The sequence below is a fragment of the Mumia sp. zg.B17 genome (assembly GCF_019550915.1).
Lineage (GTDB): Bacteria > Actinomycetota > Actinomycetes > Propionibacteriales > Nocardioidaceae > Mumia.
This window is the reverse complement of record NZ_JAHWCI010000001.1, coordinates 12,974-35,584: the sequence shown is the minus strand read 5'-3', so window position 1 is coordinate 35,584 and position 22,611 is coordinate 12,974. Positions and strand designations below refer to the sequence as shown.

Sequence of the window (22,611 nt, the reverse complement as noted above, 5' to 3'; positions counted from 1 at the left end):
CGTCCCGGCTCCCCTAGGCTTTCGCGCATGGATCTCTCGCTGTACGTCGACGCCTGGGCCGAGTCCGCCGACCGGACCCTGGCGCTCCTCGACGCCGTGGTGGACGACGCGTGGGAGCTGCCGACCGGCTGCCCGGGTTGGCGCGTCCGTGACGTGGTCGCTCACCTCGCTGCGCTGGAGTCGGAGCTCGCGGGCACCGGCCGCGGTGGCCCCGCGCAGGGACGTGTCGACGGCGGCGAGTTCACGTCGGCGTACACCGAGGCCGGGGTGCGTGAGCGCGACGACGCCACGCCCCGCGAGGTGGTCGACGAGCTCCGCGAGGCCGTCGAGGTCCGCAAGAAGGCCCTCGCGTCTCTCCCCGACGACCCGTCGGCCGCCGCGGGGGTCACGCCCGGAGGCATCGGCTGGAGCAACGAGACGCTGCTGCGCAACCGGATGGTCGACATGTTCGTGCACGAGCAGGACCTGCGCGGCGCCGTCGGCGCCCCGGGCGGGTACGACGGCCGCGCCGGCGCCCTCGTGGTCGGAAGCTTCCTGACCGCGTTGCCCTATGTCCTCGCCAAGCGGCTGAAGGCCGAGCCAGGCACCGAGCTGGACGTCGAGCTCACCGGCGGCGTGAGGCGCTCGGTCTGGGTCGAGGTCGGCGACGGCGGACGGGGACGGCTCCACGACGGCACGTCCCCGCAGCCGACGGCGCGGGTCAGCATGGCCGCCGAGACGTTCCTGATGCTCGTCTCGGGGCGCGAGGCGCTCCATCCCCTCTCGGTCACCTGGACCGGCGACTCCAGCCTGGTAGGTGACCTCCTCGCCGAGATCGCGGTCACGCCGTGAGGCCGGCGCCCGCGGCGGGTTCCTGGACCACTGACGACATCGGTGACCTCCACGGCACCACGGTCGTCCTCACCGGGGTCACCGGAGGCCTGGGCACCGAGGTGGCCTTTCAGCTCGCGCACCACGGCGCGAAGATCGTCGCCGCCGGGCGCGATCTCGCCACGGTGGAGGACGCACTGTCAGCGCTGCGGCACGGGGTGCGTGACGCGCAGGCGCTCGCCGTCCGGCTGGACCTCGCCGACCTGGACTCGGTCGCCGCGGCTGCCACCGAGATCGCCGAGCGCGCCGGGCGGATCGACGTGCTGATCAACAACGCCGGCATCATGGCGGCGCCCTTCCGCACCTCCGCGCAGGGGTTCGAGCTGCAGATGGCGACCAACCACCTCGGCCACTTCGCGCTCACCGCGCACCTCTGGCCGACCCTGACGACGAGCCGTGCGCGGGTCGTGTCGGTCTCGTCGCTGATGCACTCGTTCGCCCGCAAACTCGACCTGAGGTCGCTGGAACCGGGTGCGGCGCTCGCCCGCTACGACCGCTGGGGGGCGTACGCGCAGTCGAAGCTCGCGAATCTTCTCTTCATGCGCGAGCTGGACCGACGGGTCCGCGCCGCCGGGATCGACGTCACGAGCCTCGGGGCACACCCGGGCTATGCGCTGACGCAGCTCTCCCGGTCGGGCCTCCAGCTCGGCGGCCGCAGCCTCCAGGGGGCCGTCGTCCACCAGGTCAGCCGAGCGGTCGCTCAGTCCGCCTCCGCAGGGGCGTGGCCGATCGAGCGCGCGGCGACGGACCCGACGCTCGAGGGCGGCGCGTACGTCGGGCCGTCAGGCTTCCGCCAGCTCCGTGGCCGGCCGAAGCCGGTCGGGATGACGGCGCTGGCCCGTGATCCCGAGCTCGCCGCCGAGCTCTGGGATGCCTCGGAGACCGCGGCCGGGGTGAGGTTCACCATCGGCTGAGCGCCAGCGAAGAACTCCCGCCTGGGCTCAGCACAGGTTAGGCTCCCGCCATGCTGGTACGCCGGATCGACGACCCCGATCTCGACGCCGTGCTCGCCCTCAACCAGGGCGCGCTCGAAGGCGTCGGGCCCCTGACCATGGAGCGGCTCGAGGAGATCCTCGGGTACGCCGAGCAGGCCGTGGTGGCGCAGGACGCCGACGGGGCGCTGGGAGGCTTCGCCCTCACGCTGCCGCCAGGCACCGCCTACGACAGCATCAACTACCGCTGGTTCTGTGACGAGCTGGACGACTTCTCCTACGTCGACCGGGCTGTCGTCGCGCCCGGCTTCCGACGGCGTGGCATCGCGACGATGCTCTACAACGTGCTCGAGGAGCGTGCGCGTGCGCGTGAGCTGATGGCTCTGGAGGTCTACGTGGAGCCGCGCAACGATGCGTCCCTGGCCTTCCACGGCTCGCGCGGCTACGCCGAGGTGGGGCGGCTCGACCAGGCCGACGGCAAGAAGGCCGCGATGATGACGAAGCAGGTCGGTTGAGCCTCAGGCACCGACGCTGACGGACTCGCCGCGCCTCATCGCCGCCAGGACGTCGGGCGCGGTCTCGGCGAGCTTGCGCCGGATCCTGCGGCGGTGGCGCACGATCATCGCTGCACCGAGGAGCCACGGGACGACCTGGACCGCCATCGCGCCTCGGAAGGCGCTGGAGGCGTAGACGTCGGAGCCCGCGGGTGTGAGCAGGTCGAGCACCACCCCGATCGCGAGGATCGTGCACAGCGACGCGATGAAGCCACCGGTGTTGACCAGGGCTGTCGCCAGGCCGGCGCGCTCGGCACTGCCGAAGGTGCGCACGAAGTCGAAGCCGACCATCGATGCAGGCCCCCCGACGGCCGTCACCACGACCATCGTGACCAGCAGCCACGGCGGCGCGTCACCCGGCCAGAGCAGCACGGCGGCCCACGAGCTCGCGATCGCGGCCACGATGGTGAGGGTGGTCGACGACCGGTGGTACGGCCGGTGGGCGGTGAGCCACGCGAGGAACGGTCCGCTCGCCATCGTGGCGAGGGTGAGCAGGGTCAGCAGGAACGCCGCGAACGCCGGAGTGGTGTGCTCGCCGCGGACGAAGAACGGGTAGCCCCAGAGGATGCCGAGGACCGTGGCGCTGAACTGGGTCGAGAAGTGCGTCCAGAACCCGAGCCGAGTCCCGTCGTCGCTCCACGCGTCACGGATGCGGCTTGCCAGCCCTCGGATCTGGAGCGGCGCACCGAGGTGCCGCCGGACGCCAGGACGGTCGTGCACGACGAGGAGGAGCGCGGCGGCGAGAACGAGCCCGGCCACGGCGGTCGTGAGATAGGCCCAGGTCCAGCCCAGCCGGTGGAGCGCCCACGTCATCGGCACCGCGGCCAGGATCATCCCGAGCTGGCCGCTGATCCCGGTCAGCTGCGTCATGAGCGGCACCGTGCGGGGCGCGAACCAGTAGGCGACGAGCCGCAGCACGCAGACGAACACCATCGCGTCACCGGCGCCGACGGCGATGCGCGCGACCAGGGCCACGGGGTAGGACGTGGCGAGGGCGAACACGACCTGCGCGGCGCTCAGGGTGAGGACACCGGTGAGGATCACCGCACGAGGTCCGAACCGGTCCAGCGCGAGGCCGACCGGGATCTGCATCCCCGCGTAGACGACCAGCTGGAGGACGGTGAACGTCGAGAGCTGGGCCGCGCCGATGTCGAACCGTTCGGTGGCCTCGAGCCCGGCGACCGCGAGCGACGATCGGTGGAACACCGCGAGCACGTAGACCGAGAGGGCGACGAGCCACACCACGTAGGCGTTGCGGCGCAGGCCGAGCCGGCGCGAGACCCGGGCGATCACGCCGACGCTCCGCCAAGACCCAGGACCGCGTGGCGGCTCGCTGAGAGGTGGGCGTCGGTCGCGGTCAGGAATGCGTCGAGATCGTCGCCGGCGATCAGGCGCGCGAGCTCGCGGTGGTCGCGTACGGCGGCCTCCATGCGCTCAGGAGACAGACCCATCGCGGTGGCGTTGACCATCATCTGCCGCTCACGGAGGCTGCGGTAGAAGCGGCAGACGTGCGGGTTGCCGGCCGCAGCGACGACGACCTCGTGGAAGCGGCGGTCGGCCTCGGTGAAGGCGGCCAGGTCGCGCTGCACACGGTGCTCCTCGGCGGAGTCGACGAGCGCGTCGAGCTCGGCACGGATCCGGCCCCCTGCGGCGAACGCACGCGGGGCGGCCCACTGCTCGACGAGAGCGCGCGCCTCCCAGACCGACTCCGCCTCGGCACTGGTCACCGTCAGGACGATCGCACCGCGCTTGGGATAGATGCGTACGAGTCCCTCCGTCTGCAGGCGCAGCAGCGCCTCACGCACCGGCGTCCGCGAGCATCCAAGACGCTCCGCGAGCGCGACCTCTCCGAGCTCCTCCCCACCGGGAAGGTCGCCGACGAGGATCTCTCGCTTCAGGGTCGCGTACGCCCGCTCCGTCGCGGAGGGACGAGCAGGAACGGTGGGGGCAGCGTCAGGGAGGCGGCTTGCACACATGTTGCATACATGATGGCACGCGCCTGCGACAGGCTCCGACCGGAGCCCTACGGCGTCACCTCACCCGGACGTCGTCGACCCGTCCGCCGTGGTCCAGCCACCACTGGGCACCGTGGCGCATCGCCGACGAGCGCCGGCGGTCCTTGCTGACCCGTTCGAGGATCGGGTCGCGCTGCATCCCGGCCGTGTACAACGCCGCGTGCGCGACGCTCAGGTCGGCATGGCCGAGCAGGTCGGCGACGCTGGGCACGGGACCTCCCGGCACGTGGGCGAGGGCGATGAGAGTCTGGCGGACGTCGGCGCCGCTCAGGCTCAGACGGTTGATCAAGGCGTCCCGCTCGGCCTTGCCGACGACGTACGGCAGCACACCCGGCGCTCCCTCGAAGCACCGGTTGGGCTGGGTCTGCTCGATCAGCACCTCCCCCAGCGCGGCGGCGTACGGGCTGCGCGACAGCACCAGGGCGGACTGGTGGCGCACGTCGTGGCTCGTCGCGCTGTAGGCGTCCTCGACGATCGTGCGACCGACGGGGTCGACCTCCCGCCCGGTGAACGACTCGATCCGCGCCGTCGCACCCCGGACCGCGGTCGCGAGCATCGTGGCGCGACTGGTCGCCGAGTTGGAGAGCGCGCGCGGACGCGACGGGAAGAGCTGCGGCCGGAGGCGTCGGAGCCGGTCGGCGGTCTGGACGGGAAGCACCTCCAGCAGCGGCACGATCCTGTGCAACGAGGTCTCGCTGGCCCCGTCGAAGAGCATGTGGGCCAGCTGCGCCTCCAGAGCCGCCATCGAGGACGGCGTGACCTCGTGACGGACGAGCTTGCGGTGCAATCCCCAGGTGGCACCGAGCTGGAGCTGGGCCGACGGCTGCGTGAGCAGCGAGATGAGGGTGTTGACCGCCTTCTCCGCGCGGACGTCGGCGATGAGGAGGACGGGGACGAGAGTGGCCTGGGCGCGCGGCTCGATCACCTGGGCACCCACCGCGCGCATGACGCGCGGCTGGTGCAGCGGCGCCTCGATCAGGCGGCGGAGCGCCTCGTAGCGGGTCACGAGTGCCAGGCCGTTGGCACGCGACGCCTCGCTGACCAGTCGACAGAGGAGGGGGTCGAGGGCGCTCAGGTAGGGGTCGTCGAACGGGTCCGACGCGGCGACGCACCCCGCCCACTCGAACCAGTCGACACCCTCGACGACCGGCCCCTGGACGGTGGCGAAGGCCTCGTCGAGCCGGGCACCGGAGACGTCGACGCTGCGGGCGGGAGGCCGCGCACCCCACGACCGCGCCAGTCCCTCGCAGGTCGCTGCGAGGCCGGCTCGCGGCAGACCGAGGATCTCCTCGTACGACCGCAGGACGGCTTCGGGGACCCGCAGGCGTCCCGACTCCCACCTGCTGACCCGCGAGGCGTCGGCCCGGTGGCCGTGCCGCGCGAGCTCCTCGGCGTACGGCTGGAGCTTGCGCAGATCAGTGTCTGCCGACATCAGCCGCCATTGGCGCAGGAGCCATCCCACGCGTTCGTAGGCGCTGATCTCCCGCGACTCGCCTGTCACCGGATCACCCCTTCCCCCGGCAGCGGTCATCACGCGAACGTAACGACCCGGAGGGTCTGAGTGGACGGGTTCTGAGAATTTGGCGCATTTCCGACATGCCGCAGCGCATCGGCTCCGGAACCGATGCGCCACGGCTCAGACGCCGCGGGTCACTCTCAGAGGGCGAGTGCGCTCGCGGGATCCTCCAGCAGCCGACCGACGTCGGCGAGGAATCGCGAGCCCTGTTCACCGTCGACGACCCGGTGGTCGAACGACACCGCGAGGGTCGTCACCCACCGCGCCACGATGTCGTCGTCGACCACCCAGGGGCGGCGGTTGATCGCCCCGACGGCAAGGATCCCCGTCTGACCGGGCACCAGGATGGGCGTGCCGGCGTCGACCCCGAAGACGCCGACGTTGGTGATGCTGAACGTCCCTCCTGCAAGGTCCGACGGTTGTGTCTTGCCGTCGCGTGCCGTCCGGACGACGTCTCCGATCTCGGCGGCGAGGTCGGGCATCGAGCGGCGGTCGGCGTCACGCACGACCGGGACGAGCAGACCGCGCGGAGTGGCCGCGGCGATACCGAGGTTGACGTCGTGCTTGAGCACGACCTCCTGCCGCTCGCTGTCGAACGACGCGTTCATCTCTGGCGTGCGTCGCAGCGCGAGGCACACCGCGCGGACCACGAGCAGGAGCGGCGACAGCTTGACCTCCGACAGCGCGCGATCGGAGCGCATGCGCTCCAGCAGCTCCATCGAGCGTGTGACGTCGACCGTCAGCCATTCGGTGACGTGGGGTGCCGTGAACGCCGAGGCGACCATCGCCTCCGCGGTGGCCTTGCGCACCCCCTTCATGGGGATGCGGGTCTCCCGGTCGCCACCGCCGGATGCGGTCGCCGCGGCGACGACGGTCGGGGCGGCTGACCCAGGTGCGGTCGGCGTCGAGATCTGGCGCGCGTAGGCCTCCACGTCCGGACGGCGTACCACTCCGCCGTCGCCGGGCGGCACCTGGCGGAGGTCGACGCCGAGGTCCTTGGCCAGCTTGCGGACAGGGGGCTTCGCGAGGGTCCGGACCGCGGCGGGCGGCGCCGCTGCCGGAGCCGGTGCAGCCGCGGGAGCCGGTGCGGCTGCCGGTGCCGGTGCCGGCGAGGAGACGGTGCCGCGGCGGCGCCGGCGTACGGAGTGACGCTCGCGCGGGCCGTACCCGACGAGGGTCGCGACCGGCGCAGCCTCCGCCTCCGGTGGCAGCTCGGCCCCCGTCTCCGCCCGCTCCTCGACCGGAGGCGGCTCCGCCGTCCCCGAGGGCGGCGCAACAGGCTCGTCGGCGCCGTCGGAGACCGCGATGATCGGGGTGCCGACGGCGACGGTGTCACCCTCGGCGACCAGGAGAGCGGCGACCGTCCCCGCGTACGGGGTGGGCAGCTCGACGATGGACTTGGCGGTCTCGATCTCGCAGACGATGTCGTTGACCTTGAGCGTGTCTCCGACCGCGACGTGCCACGAGACGATCTCGGCCTCGGTCAGCCCCTCGCCGGGATCGGGCAGCTTGTACTCGTTCGTCGCCACCGCCCTCACCACGCCAGGCTGCGGTCGACGGCGTCCAGGACCTGGTCCAGGTCTGGCAGCCACGTCTCCTCGACGCGGCTCGGCGGGTACGGCGTGTCGAACCCGCCGACCCTCAGCACCGGGGCCTCGAGCGAGTAGAAGCACTCCTCGGCGATCCGCGCCGCCAGCTCCGCGCCCATGCCCAGGTTGCGGTGCGCCTCGTGCACGACGACGGCGCGCCCGGTCTTGCGGACCGACGCGTGGACCGGCGCCATGTCGAGCGGCGACAGCGTCCGCAGGTCGATGACCTCGAGGTCGAGACCGTCGGCGATGCCGGCCTCGGCGGCACCCATGGCGACCGCGACCGACGGCCCGTACGCGAGGACGGTCGCCGACGTGCCGGACCTGACGACCTGCGAGGAGAACAGCGGGGGCGGCGCCACGTCGAGGTCGATCTCGGCCTTCGTCGAGTGGTAGAGCCGCTTGGGCTCGAGGAACACCACCGGGTCCGGCGCGGCGACGGCCTGCTGGATCATCCAGTAGGCGTCACGCGGGTTGGAGCACGCCACCACCTTGAGGCCCGGCGTGTGCGCGAACTGCGCCTCGGGACTCTCGGAGTGGTGCTCCACCGCGCCGATGCCGCCGCCGAACGGGATCCGGATCACCAGCGGCATCACCACCCGCCCGCCGGAGCGGTAGCGGTACTTGGCGACCTGGCTGACGATCTGGTCGTAGGCCGGATAGACGAAACCGTCGAACTGGATCTCCACCACCGGTCGGTATCCACGCAGCGCGAGGCCCACGGCCGTCCCGAGGATGCCGGCCTCTGCGAGCGGCGTGTCCATCACCCGGTCCTCGCCGAAGTCCTTCTGCAGGCCGTCCGTGATGCGGAAGACGCCACCGAGGCGGCCGATGTCCTCGCCCATGAGGATGACCTTGGCGTCGTCGTCCATCGCGTGCCGCAGGCCGGCGTTCAGCGCCTTGGCCATCGTCATCGTCGTGCTCACCGGGCCACCTCCGTCTCGAACGTCTCCGTCCAGGAGCGGAACTCCTCCTGCTCGGCCGCGATCTCGGCGGTCTGCTCGACGAACACGTTGGCGAACAGGTCTACGGGGTCGGGGTCGGGCAGCGCGCGTACGTCGGCGCGCAGGCGTTCGCCGAGGGCGTCGGCCTCCTCCTCGATGTCGCTGAAGAACTGGTCGTCGACCGCATTGACACGACGCAGGTAGGCGCGGACCCGCTCGAGCGGGTCGCGCAGCCTCCACCGCTCGACCTCGTCCGAGAGGCGGTAGCGCGTCGGGTCGTCGGTCGTCGTGTGCGCACCCATCCGGTAGGTGAACGCCTCGATCAAGGTCGGTCCGCTGCCCTCGCGAGCGCGCTGAAGGGCTTCCTGGGTGACCGCGTGCACGGCGAGGACGTCGTTGCCGTCGACGCGGACGCCGGGGAAGCCGAAACCGGCCGCACGCTGGTAGAGCGGCACGCGGGTCTGCCGGCTCGTGGGTTCGGAGATGGCCCACTGGTTGTTCTGGCAGAAGAACACGACGGGCGCGTTCATCACCGCGGCGTAGATGAAGGCCTCGTTGACGTCGCCCTGGCTCGTCGCGCCGTCGCCGAAGTAGGCGACGACGGCGGCGTCGCGGCCGGGCTCGCCGGTGCCGACCGCACCGTCACGCTGGATGCCCATCGCGTAGCCCGTGGCGTGCAGCGTCTGAGCGCCGATCACGATCGTGTAGAGGCCGAAGTTGTGCTCGTCGGGATCCCAGGTGCCCTGGTCGGTGCCGCGGAAGAGTCGCAGCAGCGCGATCGGGTCGACCTCGCGGCACCAGGCGACGCCGTGCTCGCGGTAGGTCGGGAACGCGTAGTCCTGCGGGGCGAGGGCTCGACCGGACCCGATCTGTGCGGCTTCCTGCCCGAGGAGCGAGGCCCAGATGCCGAGCTCCCCGTGACGCTGGAGCGCGGTGGCCTCGGTGTCGATCCGGCGGGTGAGGACGAGGTCGCGGTAGAGACTCGCGATGGTGTCGTCGTCACCGTCGAAGTGGTAGTCGGGGTGCTCGACGCGCTCGCCCTCAGGGCTGAGCAGCTGGACGAGCGGAGGGTCGACAGGATCGGCCATGAGGCACTCCTCGCGTTCGGCGACCTCGGGGTCTCCGCGGCCGGCGGATGTGAGTCGTCGAACGCCAACCGGACGGTAGCCGGGCAGGCTGTCGACGGGGTGTGAGCGGGCTCACACGTGGAGCCAGGCTAGCACCGGCCCGCAGGGCCCGGGGGGTGCCTCCACGTCCTCCAGGCCCTGCGGGGCGGACGCCGGTCATCGTGCGCGGGTCACCGTGTGCTGGTCACCGTCACGCCCGGATCGGCGGCGTCGCCGGTGGAGTACACGTAGTCGGCGGCCGCACCGTCGCCGAGCTGCGCCTTGAGGAACGTCGCGGCCCAGCGTGCCGACGTCGCGATGCTCGCCGCCTGGCTGATCGGCTGCACGCTCGCGTCGGGGTCGGCACCTGCCGGGTTCTGCGTGTCGGTGATGCCGTAGTGGTTGGCACCGGCCACCCGGACGATCTGCTTCGGGCCGTTCTCGAGCTTGGTGTACGAGGTCTCCGCGTCGGCGGGCAGCGCCACGCCGTCGACCGTCCCCTGGACGAGCTGCACGGGGATCTGGTTGTCCATGCTCGCCGACGAGCCGAGCAGCGGGGACTTGTTGTTGGTGCCGAACAGCGAGGCAGCCTTCACCTCGTCGGGGAGGGAGTAGCCGAGAGTGGTGCAGAACGGGATCCCGCAGGACTCCTCGGCGACCCCGAGGGCAGCAGCGCCGCCGAAGGAGTGCCCGAGCAGGACGAGAGTGTCGGTGTCGATCCGTCCGGCGAGCGGCGACGACGCCGTGGCGTTCTCCGCAGCCATCCAGTCGATCGCCTGCGCCGGCATCTTCTGCGACGGGTAGTAGTCGCTGTCGAAGAAGACGAGACGCTTGTGGTTGGGGACGACGACCACGAAGCCGTACGCGGCGACGGCGCGCGCGTAGGCCGCGTAGTGCATGCGGTGGACCTGCGCACCCTGCATTAGCAGGGCGACGGGGAGCTCGCCCTGTGCACCGGCGGGGTAGTAGACGTCGGTGCCGTCGTTGACGATCTCGCTCGAGTAGTGGGCGACGGCGGGCGGGGGGGCAGCGGCGGCGGAGGTCGTCGGGACGACCGACAGGATTCCCCCGGTCAGGGCGGCGGTCAGGGCGAGGTGGGCGGCACGCTTCAGGGGCACGAATCCTCCAAGGGTGTGGAACGACGTTCCAGCGGGTGGTGCCCACCGTGGCCCCCCTCGCGCCCACCGTCAAGAGGCACAGGCGCCGGGGTGGGAACCCGCTCCGGCGTACGGTCGGACCGTGCCACCGATCTGGATCGCCCCGATGCTCGCCACGCTCACGTCGCGACGCTTCGACGACCCGGCGTGGGTGTTCGAGCGGAAGCTGGACGGCGAGCGCCTGATGGCGATCCGCGAGGATGGCGAGGTGCGCCTGTGGACGCGCAACCGGATCGACGTCAGCGTCAGCTATCCCGAGATCATCGAGGCTCTTCGGCCCTTCGACTCCGCCTCGGACTGGGTGCTCGACGGCGAGCTGTGCGCGATGCGAGGAGACCAGACCAGCTTCGAGGACCTGCAGAAGCGGATGCACGTCACCGACGCGCGAGCGATCGCCTCGGCCCATGTCACGCTCGCCTACGTCGTCTTCGACCTCCCCCGCTACGACGGGCACGACCTCCAGCGCCTGCCGCTCACCACCCGCAAGGACGCGCTCCGTGACGCGTACACGTTCTCCCCGACGCTCCGCTTCAGCGAGCACCAGGCGGGCGCCGGGACGGCGATGTTCCACCACGCGGAGAGCGTCGGGTGGGAAGGGGTGATGGCCAAGCGGGCCGCTTCGACGTACCAGGCGGGACGACGCTCACCCGACTGGCTGAAGCTCAAGGTGGTGCGCGGGCAGGAGCTCGTGGTCGGCGGATGGACCGACCCGCAGGGCGCCCGCAGCGGCCTCGGCGCGCTGCTGCTGGGCTACTACGAGGGCGACGACCTCCGCTACGCCGGCAAGGTCGGGACGGGGTTCGACGAGAAGACGTTGGCCCACCTGGGCTCCCTGCTCGCACCGCTGTCCCGCTCCACCAACCCGTTCGCCGACTCCGCCGACGAGATCCGCAGGACCAGTCGGACGGCGGCGGCGCAGACGCACTGGGTGGAGCCCCGCCTCGTCGTGCAGATCGGCTTCAGCGAGTGGACGGGAGCGGGCCGGCTCCGCCACCCGCGCTACCAGGGGCTGCGCGACGACAAGGACCCGCGAGAGGTCGTCCGCGAGGAGCCGCACCCGATCGGCCCGTGACTGCGACGGTCAGCGCCTGGCCGAGCAACCCGCTGCGAGCACCGCCGGAGGCCCTCATGGGCGCGTGACGCGGTCCACGGTGTCCCGGATGTCGTCGTCGGTGGTCCAGGGCTGGATGCCTGCCATCGTCGTGGTGAGGGTGTCGTCCTCGAGGGCGGGGTCTCGCGAGAGCGCGTAGAGGGTCGCCGCATGCCCGCGCGCGACCCCGGCTTGGAAGGTGACCTTGTTGGTGATGGCGTTGACGACGGTGACGGCGGCGAGGAGGAGGCACAGCCCGGTCGCAGTGTCTTCGCCGACGACGTACAAGCCTGCGGCGGCGGCAGCCAAGACGGGTGCCATGACGAGCTTGCCGGCCCACCAGCGCCACTGCGCGCCGACGTCTTTGCGCTGTGGTTCTGTCATGGCGAGCATCGTGCCAGGCCGGAAGGTCTTGTCTTCGCTCGTGAGCTGCCGCCTGGTGACAGGGGACCGACTCGTTCACACGGTCAGCGCGTGGCGGACACGAGGGTCGAGACACCCAGAGTGGCGATGATCCCGGCCGTCCCGCGGTCGATGGCCTGCTCCACCCGCGGACGACGCAACCAGTCGACGGCACGCCCCGCGACGACGGCGATGAGGGCGAAGTAGACCAGTCCGATCGCGGCGAAGATGACCCCCAGGAGCAGGGTCGCTCCGAGCGTCGCGTCGTGGCCGGGGAGGAACTGCGGGACGACAGCGATGAAGAAGAGCCCGACCTTGGGGTTGAGCACGTTGGAGAGCAGACCGGCGCGCATCGCCGCGCCGGCGCGCACGCCGTACGCACCCTCGATCTCACCGAGTCCCTTCCCTCGCCGCAGCAGCGCCCGCAGGCCGAGCCAGAGCAGGTAGAGCCCGCCGGCGATCTTCACGGCACGGAACGCCTCGGCCGACTGCTCCAGGAGCGTCGCGAGACCGGCGGCGACCGCGAGCGCCCAGAGCAACGACCCGGTGGACGAGCCGGCGGCGGCAGCAAGGCCCGCGCGGGTCCCGCCCAGGCTGAAGCGGAGGACAAGGAAGGTGTCGGGCCCAGGGGTCAGCGCCAAGAGAAGGCACAGCCCGGCAAAGGCCACGAGAAGGGAGGGATCCATTTTTTTCCTGAGAACCAACATCATTGGCAGAGTGACTGGCTGATCGGCTTACAGCCTAACAGGATGCACAATCTAAGCCCCCGGTCAGTAGGCAATTATTCGCGATATGACGCAGGTCACTTGCCAGCGTGAATACCCGAGCGCCGGCACCCGGACCGCCGCCTCGGCGTCGCCGTTGCCTACCCTCGACACGTGATCACCCTCGCCGACCTCCAGGTCTCCTCACTCGGGCCCTGCCGGTACGACTCCCCCCTCGCGTCCTACGTCGCCGACCGCCAGACCAACGAGTACTACGTCTCCGAGGGTGACCGCGTCCTCTACGACGACACGATCGACCTCCTCGAGCGGCGCGCGGAGCCGGTCGAGCGGTCGCCCTCCTTCGAACCGGGAGGCCCCCGCGCCCGGATCTTCCACGATCCCGCCACGACGCACGTCGGGGTCGTCACCTGCGGCGGGCTGTGCCCCGGTCTCAACGACGTGATCCGCGCCGTGACGCTCGAGCTCTACACCCACTACGGCGTCACGCAGGTCACCGGCTTCCAAAACGGCTACGCCGGACTCGTCCCTCAGCTGGGCTTCGAACCCGTCTCTCTCACCCCCGGGCTGGTCGGGTCCATCAACAAGCGCGGCGGCACCGTCCTCGGGACCTCCCGTGGCGCCCAGGACCCCTCCGTCATCGTCGACCGCCTCGTCGAGCTCGAGATCGACGCGCTGATCGTGATCGGCGGCGACGGCTCGATGCACGGCGCCCACAAGATCGTCGAGGAGATCGGGCGCCGGGGCCTCGCCATCGGCGTGGTCGGGATCCCGAAGACCATCGACAACGACATCCCCCACATCGGCCAGAGCTTCGGGTTCGCCACCGCCTTCTCCGAGGCGTCGAAGGCGATCACCGCCGCCCACGTCGAGGCCGAGTCGGCCTACAACGGTGTCGGACTCGTCAAGGTGATGGGACGCCACGCAGGGTTCATCGCGTGCTACGCCGCGCTCGCCAACCACGACGCCGACTTCGTCCTCATCCCCGAGGTGCCGTTCGCCCTCGACGGCGAGAACGGGCTGCTGCGCACCCTCGCCCGCCGGGTCCGCGCCCACGGCAGCGCCGTCGTCGTGCTCGCGGAGGGCGCCGGCCAGGAGCTCATGCCCGCCACCGGGAAGTCGGACGCGTCCGGCAACAGGCGCCTCGGCGACATCGCGGCCGTCGTCCGCGCCGCCATCGAGAAGGACTTCCACGACCGAGGCGAGCCGTTGACCCTGAAGTACCTCGATCCCGGCTACGGCATCCGGGCGGTCCCCGCCGACGCCGCCGACTCCGTCTACTGCGCGCGGCTCGCCCAGATCGCCGTGCACGCGGCGATGTCCGGGCGCACCGACATGGTCGTCGGACGCCGCCGCCACCGCTTCGTGCACGTCCCGATCCCCCTGGTGATCGAGCGACGGCACTCGGTGGCCCCCGACGGCGACCTGTGGCTCAGCGTCCTGGAGTCGACGGCCCAGCCCCTCGACATGAGCTGAGGGGCCGGACCGGACGGACGCAGGTCTAGCTGCCGGCCGACTGCCGGCGCAGCACGTCGAGCACGCGGTCGTTCGCGCCGGGCTCCCCGATCGTGATCCGCATGCCGTCGCCGGCGAACGGACGCACGGCAAGCCCGTCGCGCCCGAAGGCCTCCGCGACCTCGAGCGTCCTCGCGCCGGTCGGCAGCCAGAAGAAGTTCGCCTGGGTGTCTGGCACAGGCCACCCGGCCGCCCGCGCCGCGTCGACCGTCCGGTCGCGCTCGGCAACGATGGCGTCGACGCGTTCGAACAGCTCCTTCTCTGCCGCCAAGGAGGCGACCGCGGCCGCCTGAGCCACGTCGGAGACGCCGAACGGGAGCGCCACCTTGCGCACCGCGGAGGCGATCCGGGCGGGCGCCACCGCATAGCCGACCCGCAGACCCGCCAGCCCGTACGCCTTGGAGAAGGTCCGCAGGACGACCACGTTGTCCCGGGCGCGATAGTGCTCGAGCGCCTCGGGGCCGGAGGAGTCCCCCGCGCGCCGGACGAACTCGGCGTACGCCTCGTCGACGACGACCAGCACGTTGTCGGGGACCGCGTCCACGAACGCCGCGAGAGCGTCGGGCTCCACGGCGGGCCCGGTGGGGTTGTTCGGAGTGCACACGATCACGACCCGCGTGCGCGGCGTGATCGCCGCGAGCATCGCCTCCAGGTCGTGCTCGGCGGCCGCCGTGAGCGGCACCTCGACAGGGGTGGCGCCGACGAGCCGAACCGCGATCGGGTAGGCCTCGAACGACCGCCACGCATAGACCACCTCGTCGCCGGCCTCGCACGTCGCCTGCAGCAGGTGGTAGAGCACGGCCACGGATCCCGTCGCCGCCGCAAGGTCGGTGGTCGGGACAGCGTGGTGCTGTGCCAGCGCGGCGTACAGCCCCACCGCACCCATGTCGGGATAACGGTTCACCCGGCGGGCGGCGTCGTCGATCGCGTCCAGGACGCTCGGCAGCGGAGGGTACGGGTTCTCGTTGCTCGACAGCTTGTACGGCACACGGTCGTCGGTCGTGGTCGGCGGGCGGCCGGGACGGTAGTCCGGCACTCCGTCGAGGGCTTGTCTGATGCGGGGTTCTCCCATGGCCGCACCCTAGCCAGCCGAGCCGGGTCGCGGCAGGCCCCCGGTGCTACCGTGCTGCGGCCAGCCAGCTCCGTCCCGAGGAAGGTGTCTCCGTGCCCGTCTCGACCCTCCTCGCCGGCGTGGCGCTCTTCGTCGTGATCGTCGCCCTCGAGCGGTGGCGCCGTCACGGCCTCCTGCGCGACCGCGGTCGGGCCGGGCAGCGCGACCGCGAGCGCCGCTCCGCGACCCATCGCGAGTGGCTGGCCACCGGGCTCGTGCTCGAGACCGACCCGGACACCGCGGACGCGATCGTCGACCGGGTCGTGACCGCGACGATGAGCAAGCCCGTCGGCCCGCGACGGTGGGCGCTCCTCACCGGCTTCGAGGAGCACGCCGCCTCCGCGGGGTGGATACGCACCGCGTCGGGAGAGATCGCGCTCGCGGCCCTCACCGCGCCCGACCGGGACGGCGCTCCGGACGGCTCGGCGTGGCTCGACTTCCGCGACCGGGTCGCGAAGGCCGCGCGGAAGGCGGGAGTCACGACGCACGAGACGGAGACCGGCGCCCTGACGTCCACCACCGACTCCCGACGAGGGACCGTCTGGACCTCCCCGGCGGCGCCCGCCTAGCATCTGCGGGCCGCGCCACACGCGTGAGAGCATCCCGACGTGGCGCGCACACAGTCCAGGCCAAGCCTCGGCTACGCCCTCGTCGTCGGCGGGGCCTGCTTCTTCGTCCTCAACGCCGGTGTCTCCCGGGTCGTCCTGCGGGCAGGGATCGACCCGGCCCTCCTGACGACGTTCCGGACCACGGGCTCGGCGCTCCTCTTCGTCCTCTTCGCCGTCGTCGCCGACCGCAGCGCGCTGCGCCTGCCCCGAGGACGCGAGCTCGCCCTCCTGCTGCTGCTCGGCGTCGTGGGGATCGCGAGCGTGCAGTGGACGTACAACATCGCGATCGACCGCATCCCGGTCGGCATGGCGCTGCTCCTCGAGTACCTCGCGCCCGTCCTGGTGGTGCTCTGGGCGCGGTTCGTGCAGCGGCAGCACGTCCGACGCACGATGTGGCTGGCCGTCGCGCTGACGCTGGTCGGTCTGGCGCTCGTGGCGCAGATCGCGAGCGGCCTGGCGTTCGACGGGCTCGGCATGCTCGCCGGGCTCGCCGCAGCGGCGTGCCTGGCCACCTACTTCCTCGTGGGCGAGCAGGGAGTGAGCGAGGCAGACCCGATCCGGGTCGTCGTCTGGGCGTTCGTCTTCGCCGCGATCGCCATGAACGTCGTGCGTCCGCTCTGGACGTCGCCCGACCTGGACGGCTCGGCCAACCTCCTCGGCGCGCTCGACGCGTACGAGGTCCCGCTGTGGCTCGCGATCGGCTGGGTGGTCGTCCTCGGCACCCTCACGCCGTTCTTCATGGAGCTCAGTGCGCTGCAGCACCTCCCCGCCACGGTCGTCACGATGGTGGCGACCCTCGAGCCGGTGGGAGCCGCGGCCCTCGGGTGGGCGTGGTTCGGCGAGTCGCTCGACGCGCTGCAGGTGGTCGGCGGGCTTCTCGTGGTCGCGGGCATCGTCCTCGCGCAGGCGTCACGCGCCGTACCGCCACCTGCGGTGCCCGAGGTGGCGGGCTGATCAGGGGACCCCGATCTGGTTGGATGGGGCGCATGAAGCTCGTGCTGACGTGGTTGTGCAACGCTGCGGCCATCGCGGTCGCCGCCGGGATCTTCGCCGGGATCAGCATCGGCGAGTCGGGGCAGGACTGGTGGGAGAAGGCCGGCACCCTCCTGGTCATCGCGGCCGTCTTCACGGTCATCAACCTGACCGTCGGACGCCTCCTCAAGCTCCTCTCGATCCCCTTCATCGTCCTGACGCTGGGGCTCCTGCTCCTGGTGCTCAACGCGTTGCTCCTGCGGTTCACCGCCTGGGTGACCGACGCGCTGCCGGTCGAGTTCAACATCGACGGGTTCTGGGTCGCGGTGGGAGGCTCCATCGTGATCTCGCTCGTCAACATGGTGCTGCGCATCTTCGTCGACGCCGACTAGAGTCCGCACCGCTACCGTGAAGCCATGACCACCGGCTCCGGGCACCCGCTCCGCATCGCCCTCGTCTGCCTCGGCAACATCTGCCGCTCCCCGATGGCCGACGTCGTGCTGGAGAAGAAGCTCGCCGACGCGGGTCTGGCCGACGAGGTGCACGTCGACTCCGCCGGCACCGGCGACTGGCACCGCGGCGAGCCGATGGACCCCCGTGCCGCCGCGATCCTCGAGGAGCACGGCTACGACCCGACCCGGCACCGTGCGCAGCAGATCACCAGCCGCTGGTTCGACGACCACGACCTGGTCCTCACCATGGACGGGTCCAACTTCGACGCCGTGCGCGCCCTCGCCCGGACGCCGCGCGACCGCAGCAAGGTCCAGATGTTCCGCTCGTACGATCCCGTGGCGACGCCGGGCGACGACGAGGTCCCCGACCCCTGGTACGGAGGTCCCTCAGGGTTCGAGCACGTCCTCAGGCTGATCGAGCGGACGTCGGACGCGATCGTCGCCAGCGCTCCGAGGCTCGTCGAGGAGCTTGCCAGATAAGGGGCAGGCGAGCCCGACCGTGTGTAGCGTCAGCACATGGCGCGCATGGGGGGCATCGCAGCGAAGGCTGAGGCACTGCTGGGTGTGGCCGTCGTCGCGACGACGCCCGTGGCCGGCGGGGACACCAACACCGCGACCCGGCTGCGTCTGACCGACGGCCGCAGCGCCGTCCTGAAGACCCGTCCGCAGGTGCCGCACGACTTCTACACGGCGGAGGCCGAGGGCCTGCAGTGGCTCGGCGAGGCCGGGGCGCCCGTGCCGCAGGTGCTGGGGGTGTCCGCGGACTGCCTCGTCGTCTCGTGGATCGAGCCGGGCAAGGCGACCGCCGACGCGGCGGAGAGCCTCGGTCGCGCACTCGCCGCCACCCACCGCGCCGGTGCCGACGAGTTCGGCTATCCCCGTGACGGATACATCGGGCTGGCTCCGCTGCCCAACAAGCCGGCGCCCACGTGGACGGAGTTCTACACGACCCGGCGCATCCTGCCCTACCTCAAGGTGGCCGTCGACCGCGGCGCGATGACCACGGAGGACGCGGCACCGGTCGAGGAGGTCGTGCGTCGCATCGACGACTTCGCCGGCCCACCCGAGCCGCCCGCGCGGATCCATGGTGACCTCTGGTCCGGCAACGTGGTGTGGTCGACCGAGGACCGCGCCTTCCTCATCGACCCCGCCGCGCACGGCTGCCACCGCGAGACCGACCTGGCGATGCTCGCCCTGTTCGGCATCCAGCACCTCCAGCGGATCCTCGATGCCTACATCGAGACGTTCCCGCTCGCCGACGGGTGGCACGAGCGGGTGCCGCTCCACCAGCTCCATCCCCTGCTCGTGCACGCCGCCCTGTTCGGTGGTGGGTACGGCGCCAGGGCACGGGCCGCGGCCGAGCAGCTCCTGGACGGCGAGGCGCCGAGGGCCACGGGCTGAGCGCTGGTGGGGCCGAGCACGGCAACCGAGGGCTGCCGCTGAGTGCCGGCCGGCTGCACGAGGTCGGGTGCTGCTGGGCCAGACCTGGCACCCTGGCCCCATGCGCATCCTCGTGGTGGACGACGACCGGGCGGTCCGTGACTCGCTGCGCCGGTCGTTGGAGTTCAACGGCTACGACGTCGATGTCGCCGCCGACGGTGCAGAGGCGCTGGCACGCGTCCCGATGATCGACCCCGACGCGATCGTGATGGACGTGATGATGCCGCGGCTCGACGGGCTCGAGGCGACGCGCGCCCTGCGGGCAGCGGGCAACGAGGTCCCGATCCTCGTCCTCACGGCCAAGGACGCCGTGGACGAGCGCGTCGACGGGCTGGACGCCGGAGCGGACGACTACCTCACCAAGCCGTTCGCGCTGGCCGAGCTCCTCGCGAGGGTCCGGGCGCTGCTGCGCCGCTCGAGGCGCACCGGTGACTCCGACGAGGAGGAGGTGGTCCTCGAGTTCGCCGACCTCACCATGAACACCGCCACCCGGGAGGTGATGCGGGGCGAGCGGCCCATCTCGCTGACCCGGACCGAGTTCGCCCTGCTGGAGCTCTTCATGGAGCGCCCCAAGCGGGTGCTCGAACGCTCGTTCATCCTCGAGGAGGTGTGGGGGTTCGACTTCCCGACCACCGCCAACTCGCTGGAGGTCTACGTCGGCTATGTCCGCCGCAAGCTCGAGGCCGACGGCGAGCCTCGCCTCCTCCACACGGTGCGCGGTGTCGGCTACGTCCTGCGCGAGACAGCACCGTGACCGGAGGATCCCGCTGATGGAGGCCGCAGCCCACACCCGCTCGTGGCGCCGTTGGGTCGGCGACCGCGCCCAGCGCGTCTCCTTGGCCACCCGCGTCTCGCTCCTCACGACCGCCGCGGTCGGCGTGACCCTCGCGTTCGTCAGCGCCATCATCTACGTCAGCGTCGAGTCCGAGTTCACGTCCAGCGTCGACGAGAACCTCAAGCTCCGGGCGGCCGCGGCCGTACGTGCCGGGATCGCCGACCAGCTCAACTCCGGAAGCTTCCCCAAGGCGGCCCTTGCCGCCGCAGACGTCCAGATGGCGCTGATCTACGCTGGCGCGCCGTCTCGCGATTTCGGGGACTTCATCGGGCCGGACGAGGAGGCGGTCGCCGAGGGGCGGGTGTCGCACTCGCTGCGCACGGCCACCATCGGTGGCGTCCACTACCGCGTCGTCGCCGTCGGAGCCGCACCGGGCACGGCGCTCGTGGTGGGTCAGTCGATGGCCAACATGGAGACGGCGCTCTCCCGGCTCCAGGTCGTGCTGTGGGCGGTGAGCGGCTTCGGCGTGCTCGTCGCCGGCCTGCTCGGCTCGGTCGTGGCCACCGGCGGACTGCGCCCGGTGCGCCGCCTCACGACCGCCGTCGAGCAGGTCGCGCGCACCGAGGACCTTCGTCCCATCGCGGTGTACGGGCACGACGACCTCGCGCGCCTCACCGTCGCCTACAACCAGATGATGGTCGCGCTCAAGGGTTCCCAGGAGCGGCAGCGGCAGCTGGTGGCCGACGCGGGACACGAGCTGCGGACTCCCCTGACCTCGCTCCGGACCAACATCGAGCTGCTCGGCCAGGCCGAACAGCGCGGGGGGATGTCCCGCCGGGCCCGCCAGGAGCTGATCGACGACGTCCGTGCCCAGCTCGACGAGCTCACCACGCTCGTCGGCGACCTCGTCGAGCTCGCCCGCGACCCCGGCGACCCCGACCCCGAGCCGATCGACCTCGCGGAGGTCGTCGAGACGGCGGTCGACCGCGTGCAGCGGCGGGCTCCCGGCGTGGCGTTCGAGGTCTCGACCGAGCCCTGGATCGTGATCGGCGAGTCCCGCACGCTCGAGCGCGCGGTCACCAACCTGCTCGACAACGCGGCCAAGTGGAGCCCGCCGCTCGGGGAGGTGCAGGTGCGACTGAAGGACGGTGTGCTCACGGTGCAGGACGCGGGTCCCGGCATCAGCGACGAGGACCTCCCGCACGTCTTCGACCGCTTCTACCGCTCGCGGGAGGCTCGACGCCTGCCCGGCTCGGGACTGGGCCTCGCGATCGTCGCCCAGGCGGCCCACCGGCACGGCGGGACGGTCACCGCGTCGCGCGGACCCGGCGGAGGCGCGCTCATGACCCTGCACATCCCCGGCCGCCGCGGCGACGGCGACCAGGACCGCTCCACGAGCGCCGAGCGGTGACTATTCTGCAGCTCCCAGGGTGATCTCAGCACGCTCTTAGTCGCGGCGGTCATGCTAGAGGCATGAACGATGAGTCCCGACCAACAGAGCCTGTGGGGCCGGCTCCGCAGCCGGCGTCGCAGCCCACCCCTTCCTACGCGGCGCCGAGCAGCACGGGACTTCCCGGCAGCTCCTCGTACACGCACCGCTACGACTCGGCCACCGGCACGCAGGACCGCCCCGGCGAGCACACGCAGGCGTACCCCTTCGGGTTCACGCCGCAGTCCGTCACGCCGCCGGAGAAGAACCAGCGACGCGGCGGGTTCGCCGCTGCGGTGGTCGCGGGCGCGCTCGTGGCCGGTCTCGTCGGCGGGATCGGCGGAGCCGCCGGCTACCACGCGCTGAACGACGACTCCAATCCGACGACCGCACAGTCCTCGCTGGACACCGCCTCGAACGCGTCCACCGCGTCGCTGCCCGAGGGGCAGGTCGAGAAGGTCGCCCAGACGGTCCTCCCCTCCACGGTCCAGCTCAACGTGAAGGGCGGCCAGGCCAGCGGGAGCGGCACCGGCATCATCATCAGCAGCGACGGCGAGATCCTGACGAACAACCACGTCATCGAGGCCGCCGCCGACTCCGGTGAGATCACCGTCTCGTTCAGCGACGGCTCGATCGCCCGTGCCCAGATCGTCGGCAGGGATCCGGTCACCGACCTCGCGGTCGTCAAGGCGGAGGGCAAGAGCGGCCTCAAGCCCGCCAGGCTGGGCAACTCTGCGGACCTGCGCGTGGGCCAGGATGTCATCGCGATCGGCTCGCCGTACGGACTGGAGAGCACGGTCACCTCCGGCATCATCTCCGCGCTGAACCGTCCGGTGCAGGCCGGTCAGACCGCCGAGACGAGCCACGTCTTCCCGGCGATCCAGACCGACGCGGCGATCAACCCGGGCAACTCCGGTGGTCCCCTCGTCGACGCCAACGGCGCGGTGATCGGCGTCAACAGCGCGATCCGCACCAGCGGCAGCGGCGAGTCGGGCTCCATCGGCCTCGGGTTCGCGATCCCGATCGACGTCGCCAAGAACGTCGCCGCGCAGCTCGTCGAGGGCAAGACCGTCGAGCACGCCCGCATCGGCGTCACCGTGTCCGACGCGGTCGAGTCCGACGGCATGACGACCATCGGTGCCGAGGTGAAGTCGGTCAGCGACAACAGCGCCGCGGCCAAGGCCGGCCTCAAGGCAGGCGACGTGATCGTCCGCCTCGGTGACCAGCCGATCGCCTCCTCCGACGCGCTGGTCGCGACGATCCGCGGCTACCAGCCGGGCGAGAAGGTCCAGGTGACCTACACCCGCGGCGGGCAGCAGGAGAAGACCGAGATCACGCTCGACAGCGACGGTGGGTCGCTGGGCTCCTGATCCAGAACGCTCAGAAGGGCCGTACGCACAAGATGCGTACGG

General features: G+C 71.5%; 23 protein-coding genes. 13 read left to right on the top strand and 10 right to left on the bottom strand.

Translation table 11 applies throughout. The annotated features are described in order from the left end of the window. Positions 1-27 precede the first annotated feature (27 nt). The 3 genes from KV097_RS00175 to KV097_RS00165 are packed head-to-tail and all read left to right on the top strand — an operon-like array spanning position 28 to position 2,317. Complete coding sequence (locus tag KV097_RS00175) at positions 28-831, top strand: maleylpyruvate isomerase family mycothiol-dependent enzyme (protein WP_220364762.1); 804 nt, start codon at positions 28-30, stop codon at positions 829-831. Further along, positions 828-1,784 carry an oxidoreductase gene (locus KV097_RS00170; RefSeq protein ID WP_220364761.1) on the top strand — a complete coding sequence of 319 codons (957 nt, stop codon included), beginning with the start codon at positions 828-830 and terminating at the stop codon, positions 1,782-1,784. Before KV097_RS00175 ends, KV097_RS00170 begins: the two co-directional genes overlap by 4 nt. Before the next feature lie 50 nt (positions 1,785-1,834). Continuing rightward, on the top strand, positions 1,835-2,317 hold the full coding sequence (locus KV097_RS00165; protein ID WP_220342378.1) for a GNAT family N-acetyltransferase: 483 nt from the start codon (positions 1,835-1,837) through the stop codon (positions 2,315-2,317). 3 nt (positions 2,318-2,320) lie between these two features. Here the strand turns inward: KV097_RS00165 and KV097_RS00160 are convergent, their stop codons facing one another. The 7 genes from KV097_RS00160 to KV097_RS00130 form a co-directional block, all read right to left on the bottom strand. Further along, the gene (locus KV097_RS00160; RefSeq protein ID WP_308289278.1) at positions 2,321-3,649 is read right to left on the bottom strand and encodes an MFS transporter; all 1,329 of its coding nucleotides are present in this window, start codon (positions 3,647-3,649) and stop codon (positions 2,321-2,323) included. Next, positions 3,646-4,332, bottom strand: coding sequence for a GntR family transcriptional regulator (locus KV097_RS00155; protein WP_220364760.1), 687 nt, complete (start codon positions 4,330-4,332; stop codon positions 3,646-3,648). Before KV097_RS00155 ends, KV097_RS00160 begins: the two co-directional genes overlap by 4 nt. A 55-nt stretch (positions 4,333-4,387) precedes the next feature. Then, a complete protein-coding gene (locus tag KV097_RS00150) occupies positions 4,388-5,902 on the bottom strand; it encodes a hypothetical protein (protein ID WP_220345530.1) in 1,515 nt (504 codons plus the stop codon). 125 nt (positions 5,903-6,027) lie between these two features. Then, complete coding sequence (locus KV097_RS00145; protein ID WP_220364759.1) at positions 6,028-7,416, bottom strand: dihydrolipoamide acetyltransferase family protein; 1,389 nt, start codon at positions 7,414-7,416, stop codon at positions 6,028-6,030. Between the two features lie 5 nt (positions 7,417-7,421). Beyond that, on the bottom strand, positions 7,422-8,390 hold the full coding sequence (locus KV097_RS00140; RefSeq protein WP_220364893.1) for an alpha-ketoacid dehydrogenase subunit beta: 969 nt from the start codon (positions 8,388-8,390) through the stop codon (positions 7,422-7,424). Between the two features lie 8 nt (positions 8,391-8,398). Continuing rightward, positions 8,399-9,508, bottom strand: a complete 1,110-nt coding sequence (gene pdhA / locus KV097_RS00135; protein ID WP_220364758.1) for a pyruvate dehydrogenase (acetyl-transferring) E1 component subunit alpha — start codon at positions 9,506-9,508, stop codon at positions 8,399-8,401. Positions 9,509-9,717: 209 nt separating this feature from the next. Further along, on the bottom strand, positions 9,718-10,644 hold the full coding sequence (locus KV097_RS00130) for a hypothetical protein (protein WP_220364757.1): 927 nt from the start codon (positions 10,642-10,644) through the stop codon (positions 9,718-9,720). Positions 10,645-10,765: 121 nt separating this feature from the next. On the opposite strand from KV097_RS00130, the gene ligD reads away from it, so the two are divergent. After that, entirely contained in the window at positions 10,766-11,755 is a 990-nt protein-coding gene (gene ligD, locus KV097_RS00125; RefSeq protein WP_220364756.1) for a non-homologous end-joining DNA ligase, read from the top strand. A gap of 54 nt (positions 11,756-11,809) precedes the next feature. On the opposite strand, the gene KV097_RS00120 is transcribed toward ligD, so the two are convergent. Continuing rightward, the gene (locus KV097_RS00120) at positions 11,810-12,157 is read right to left on the bottom strand and encodes a hypothetical protein (RefSeq protein ID WP_220364755.1); all 348 of its coding nucleotides are present in this window, start codon (positions 12,155-12,157) and stop codon (positions 11,810-11,812) included. A gap of 83 nt (positions 12,158-12,240) precedes the next feature. Further along, a complete protein-coding gene (locus tag KV097_RS00115) occupies positions 12,241-12,861 on the bottom strand; it encodes a LysE family translocator (RefSeq protein WP_220342386.1) in 621 nt (206 codons plus the stop codon). A gap of 192 nt (positions 12,862-13,053) precedes the next feature. On the opposite strand from KV097_RS00115, the gene KV097_RS00110 reads away from it, so the two are divergent. Beyond that, positions 13,054-14,373, top strand: coding sequence for an ATP-dependent 6-phosphofructokinase (locus KV097_RS00110; protein WP_220342387.1), 1,320 nt, complete (start codon positions 13,054-13,056; stop codon positions 14,371-14,373). Positions 14,374-14,398: 25 nt separating this feature from the next. Here the strand turns inward: KV097_RS00110 and hisC are convergent, their stop codons facing one another. Then, the gene (hisC, locus tag KV097_RS00105; protein WP_220342388.1) at positions 14,399-15,484 is read right to left on the bottom strand and encodes a histidinol-phosphate transaminase; all 1,086 of its coding nucleotides are present in this window, start codon (positions 15,482-15,484) and stop codon (positions 14,399-14,401) included. A gap of 92 nt (positions 15,485-15,576) precedes the next feature. On the opposite strand from hisC, the gene KV097_RS00100 reads away from it, so the two are divergent. From KV097_RS00100 to KV097_RS00065, 8 genes are all read left to right on the top strand, one after another. After that, complete coding sequence (locus KV097_RS00100) at positions 15,577-16,092, top strand: hypothetical protein (RefSeq protein WP_220342389.1); 516 nt, start codon at positions 15,577-15,579, stop codon at positions 16,090-16,092. A gap of 39 nt (positions 16,093-16,131) precedes the next feature. Continuing rightward, entirely contained in the window at positions 16,132-17,085 is a 954-nt protein-coding gene (locus tag KV097_RS19560) for a DMT family transporter (RefSeq protein ID WP_220364754.1), read from the top strand. A gap of 32 nt (positions 17,086-17,117) precedes the next feature. Further along, entirely contained in the window at positions 17,118-17,495 is a 378-nt protein-coding gene (locus tag KV097_RS00090) for a phage holin family protein (protein WP_220364753.1), read from the top strand. 24 nt (positions 17,496-17,519) lie between these two features. Further along, on the top strand, positions 17,520-18,035 hold the full coding sequence (locus KV097_RS00085; RefSeq protein WP_220342392.1) for a low molecular weight protein-tyrosine-phosphatase: 516 nt from the start codon (positions 17,520-17,522) through the stop codon (positions 18,033-18,035). A gap of 36 nt (positions 18,036-18,071) precedes the next feature. Then, the gene (locus tag KV097_RS00080) at positions 18,072-18,956 is read left to right on the top strand and encodes a fructosamine kinase family protein (RefSeq protein ID WP_220342393.1); all 885 of its coding nucleotides are present in this window, start codon (positions 18,072-18,074) and stop codon (positions 18,954-18,956) included. Between the two features lie 100 nt (positions 18,957-19,056). Then, on the top strand, positions 19,057-19,749 hold the full coding sequence (locus KV097_RS00075) for a response regulator transcription factor (RefSeq protein WP_220342394.1): 693 nt from the start codon (positions 19,057-19,059) through the stop codon (positions 19,747-19,749). A gap of 16 nt (positions 19,750-19,765) precedes the next feature. Then, positions 19,766-21,181 (top strand): cell wall metabolism sensor histidine kinase WalK, encoded by a 1,416-nt coding sequence (locus KV097_RS00070; RefSeq protein ID WP_220345537.1) that lies wholly within the window; start codon positions 19,766-19,768, stop codon positions 21,179-21,181. Positions 21,182-21,243: 62 nt separating this feature from the next. Further along, entirely contained in the window at positions 21,244-22,569 is a 1,326-nt protein-coding gene (locus KV097_RS00065; RefSeq protein ID WP_220342396.1) for a S1C family serine protease, read from the top strand. Positions 22,570-22,611: the final 42 nt, after the last annotated feature.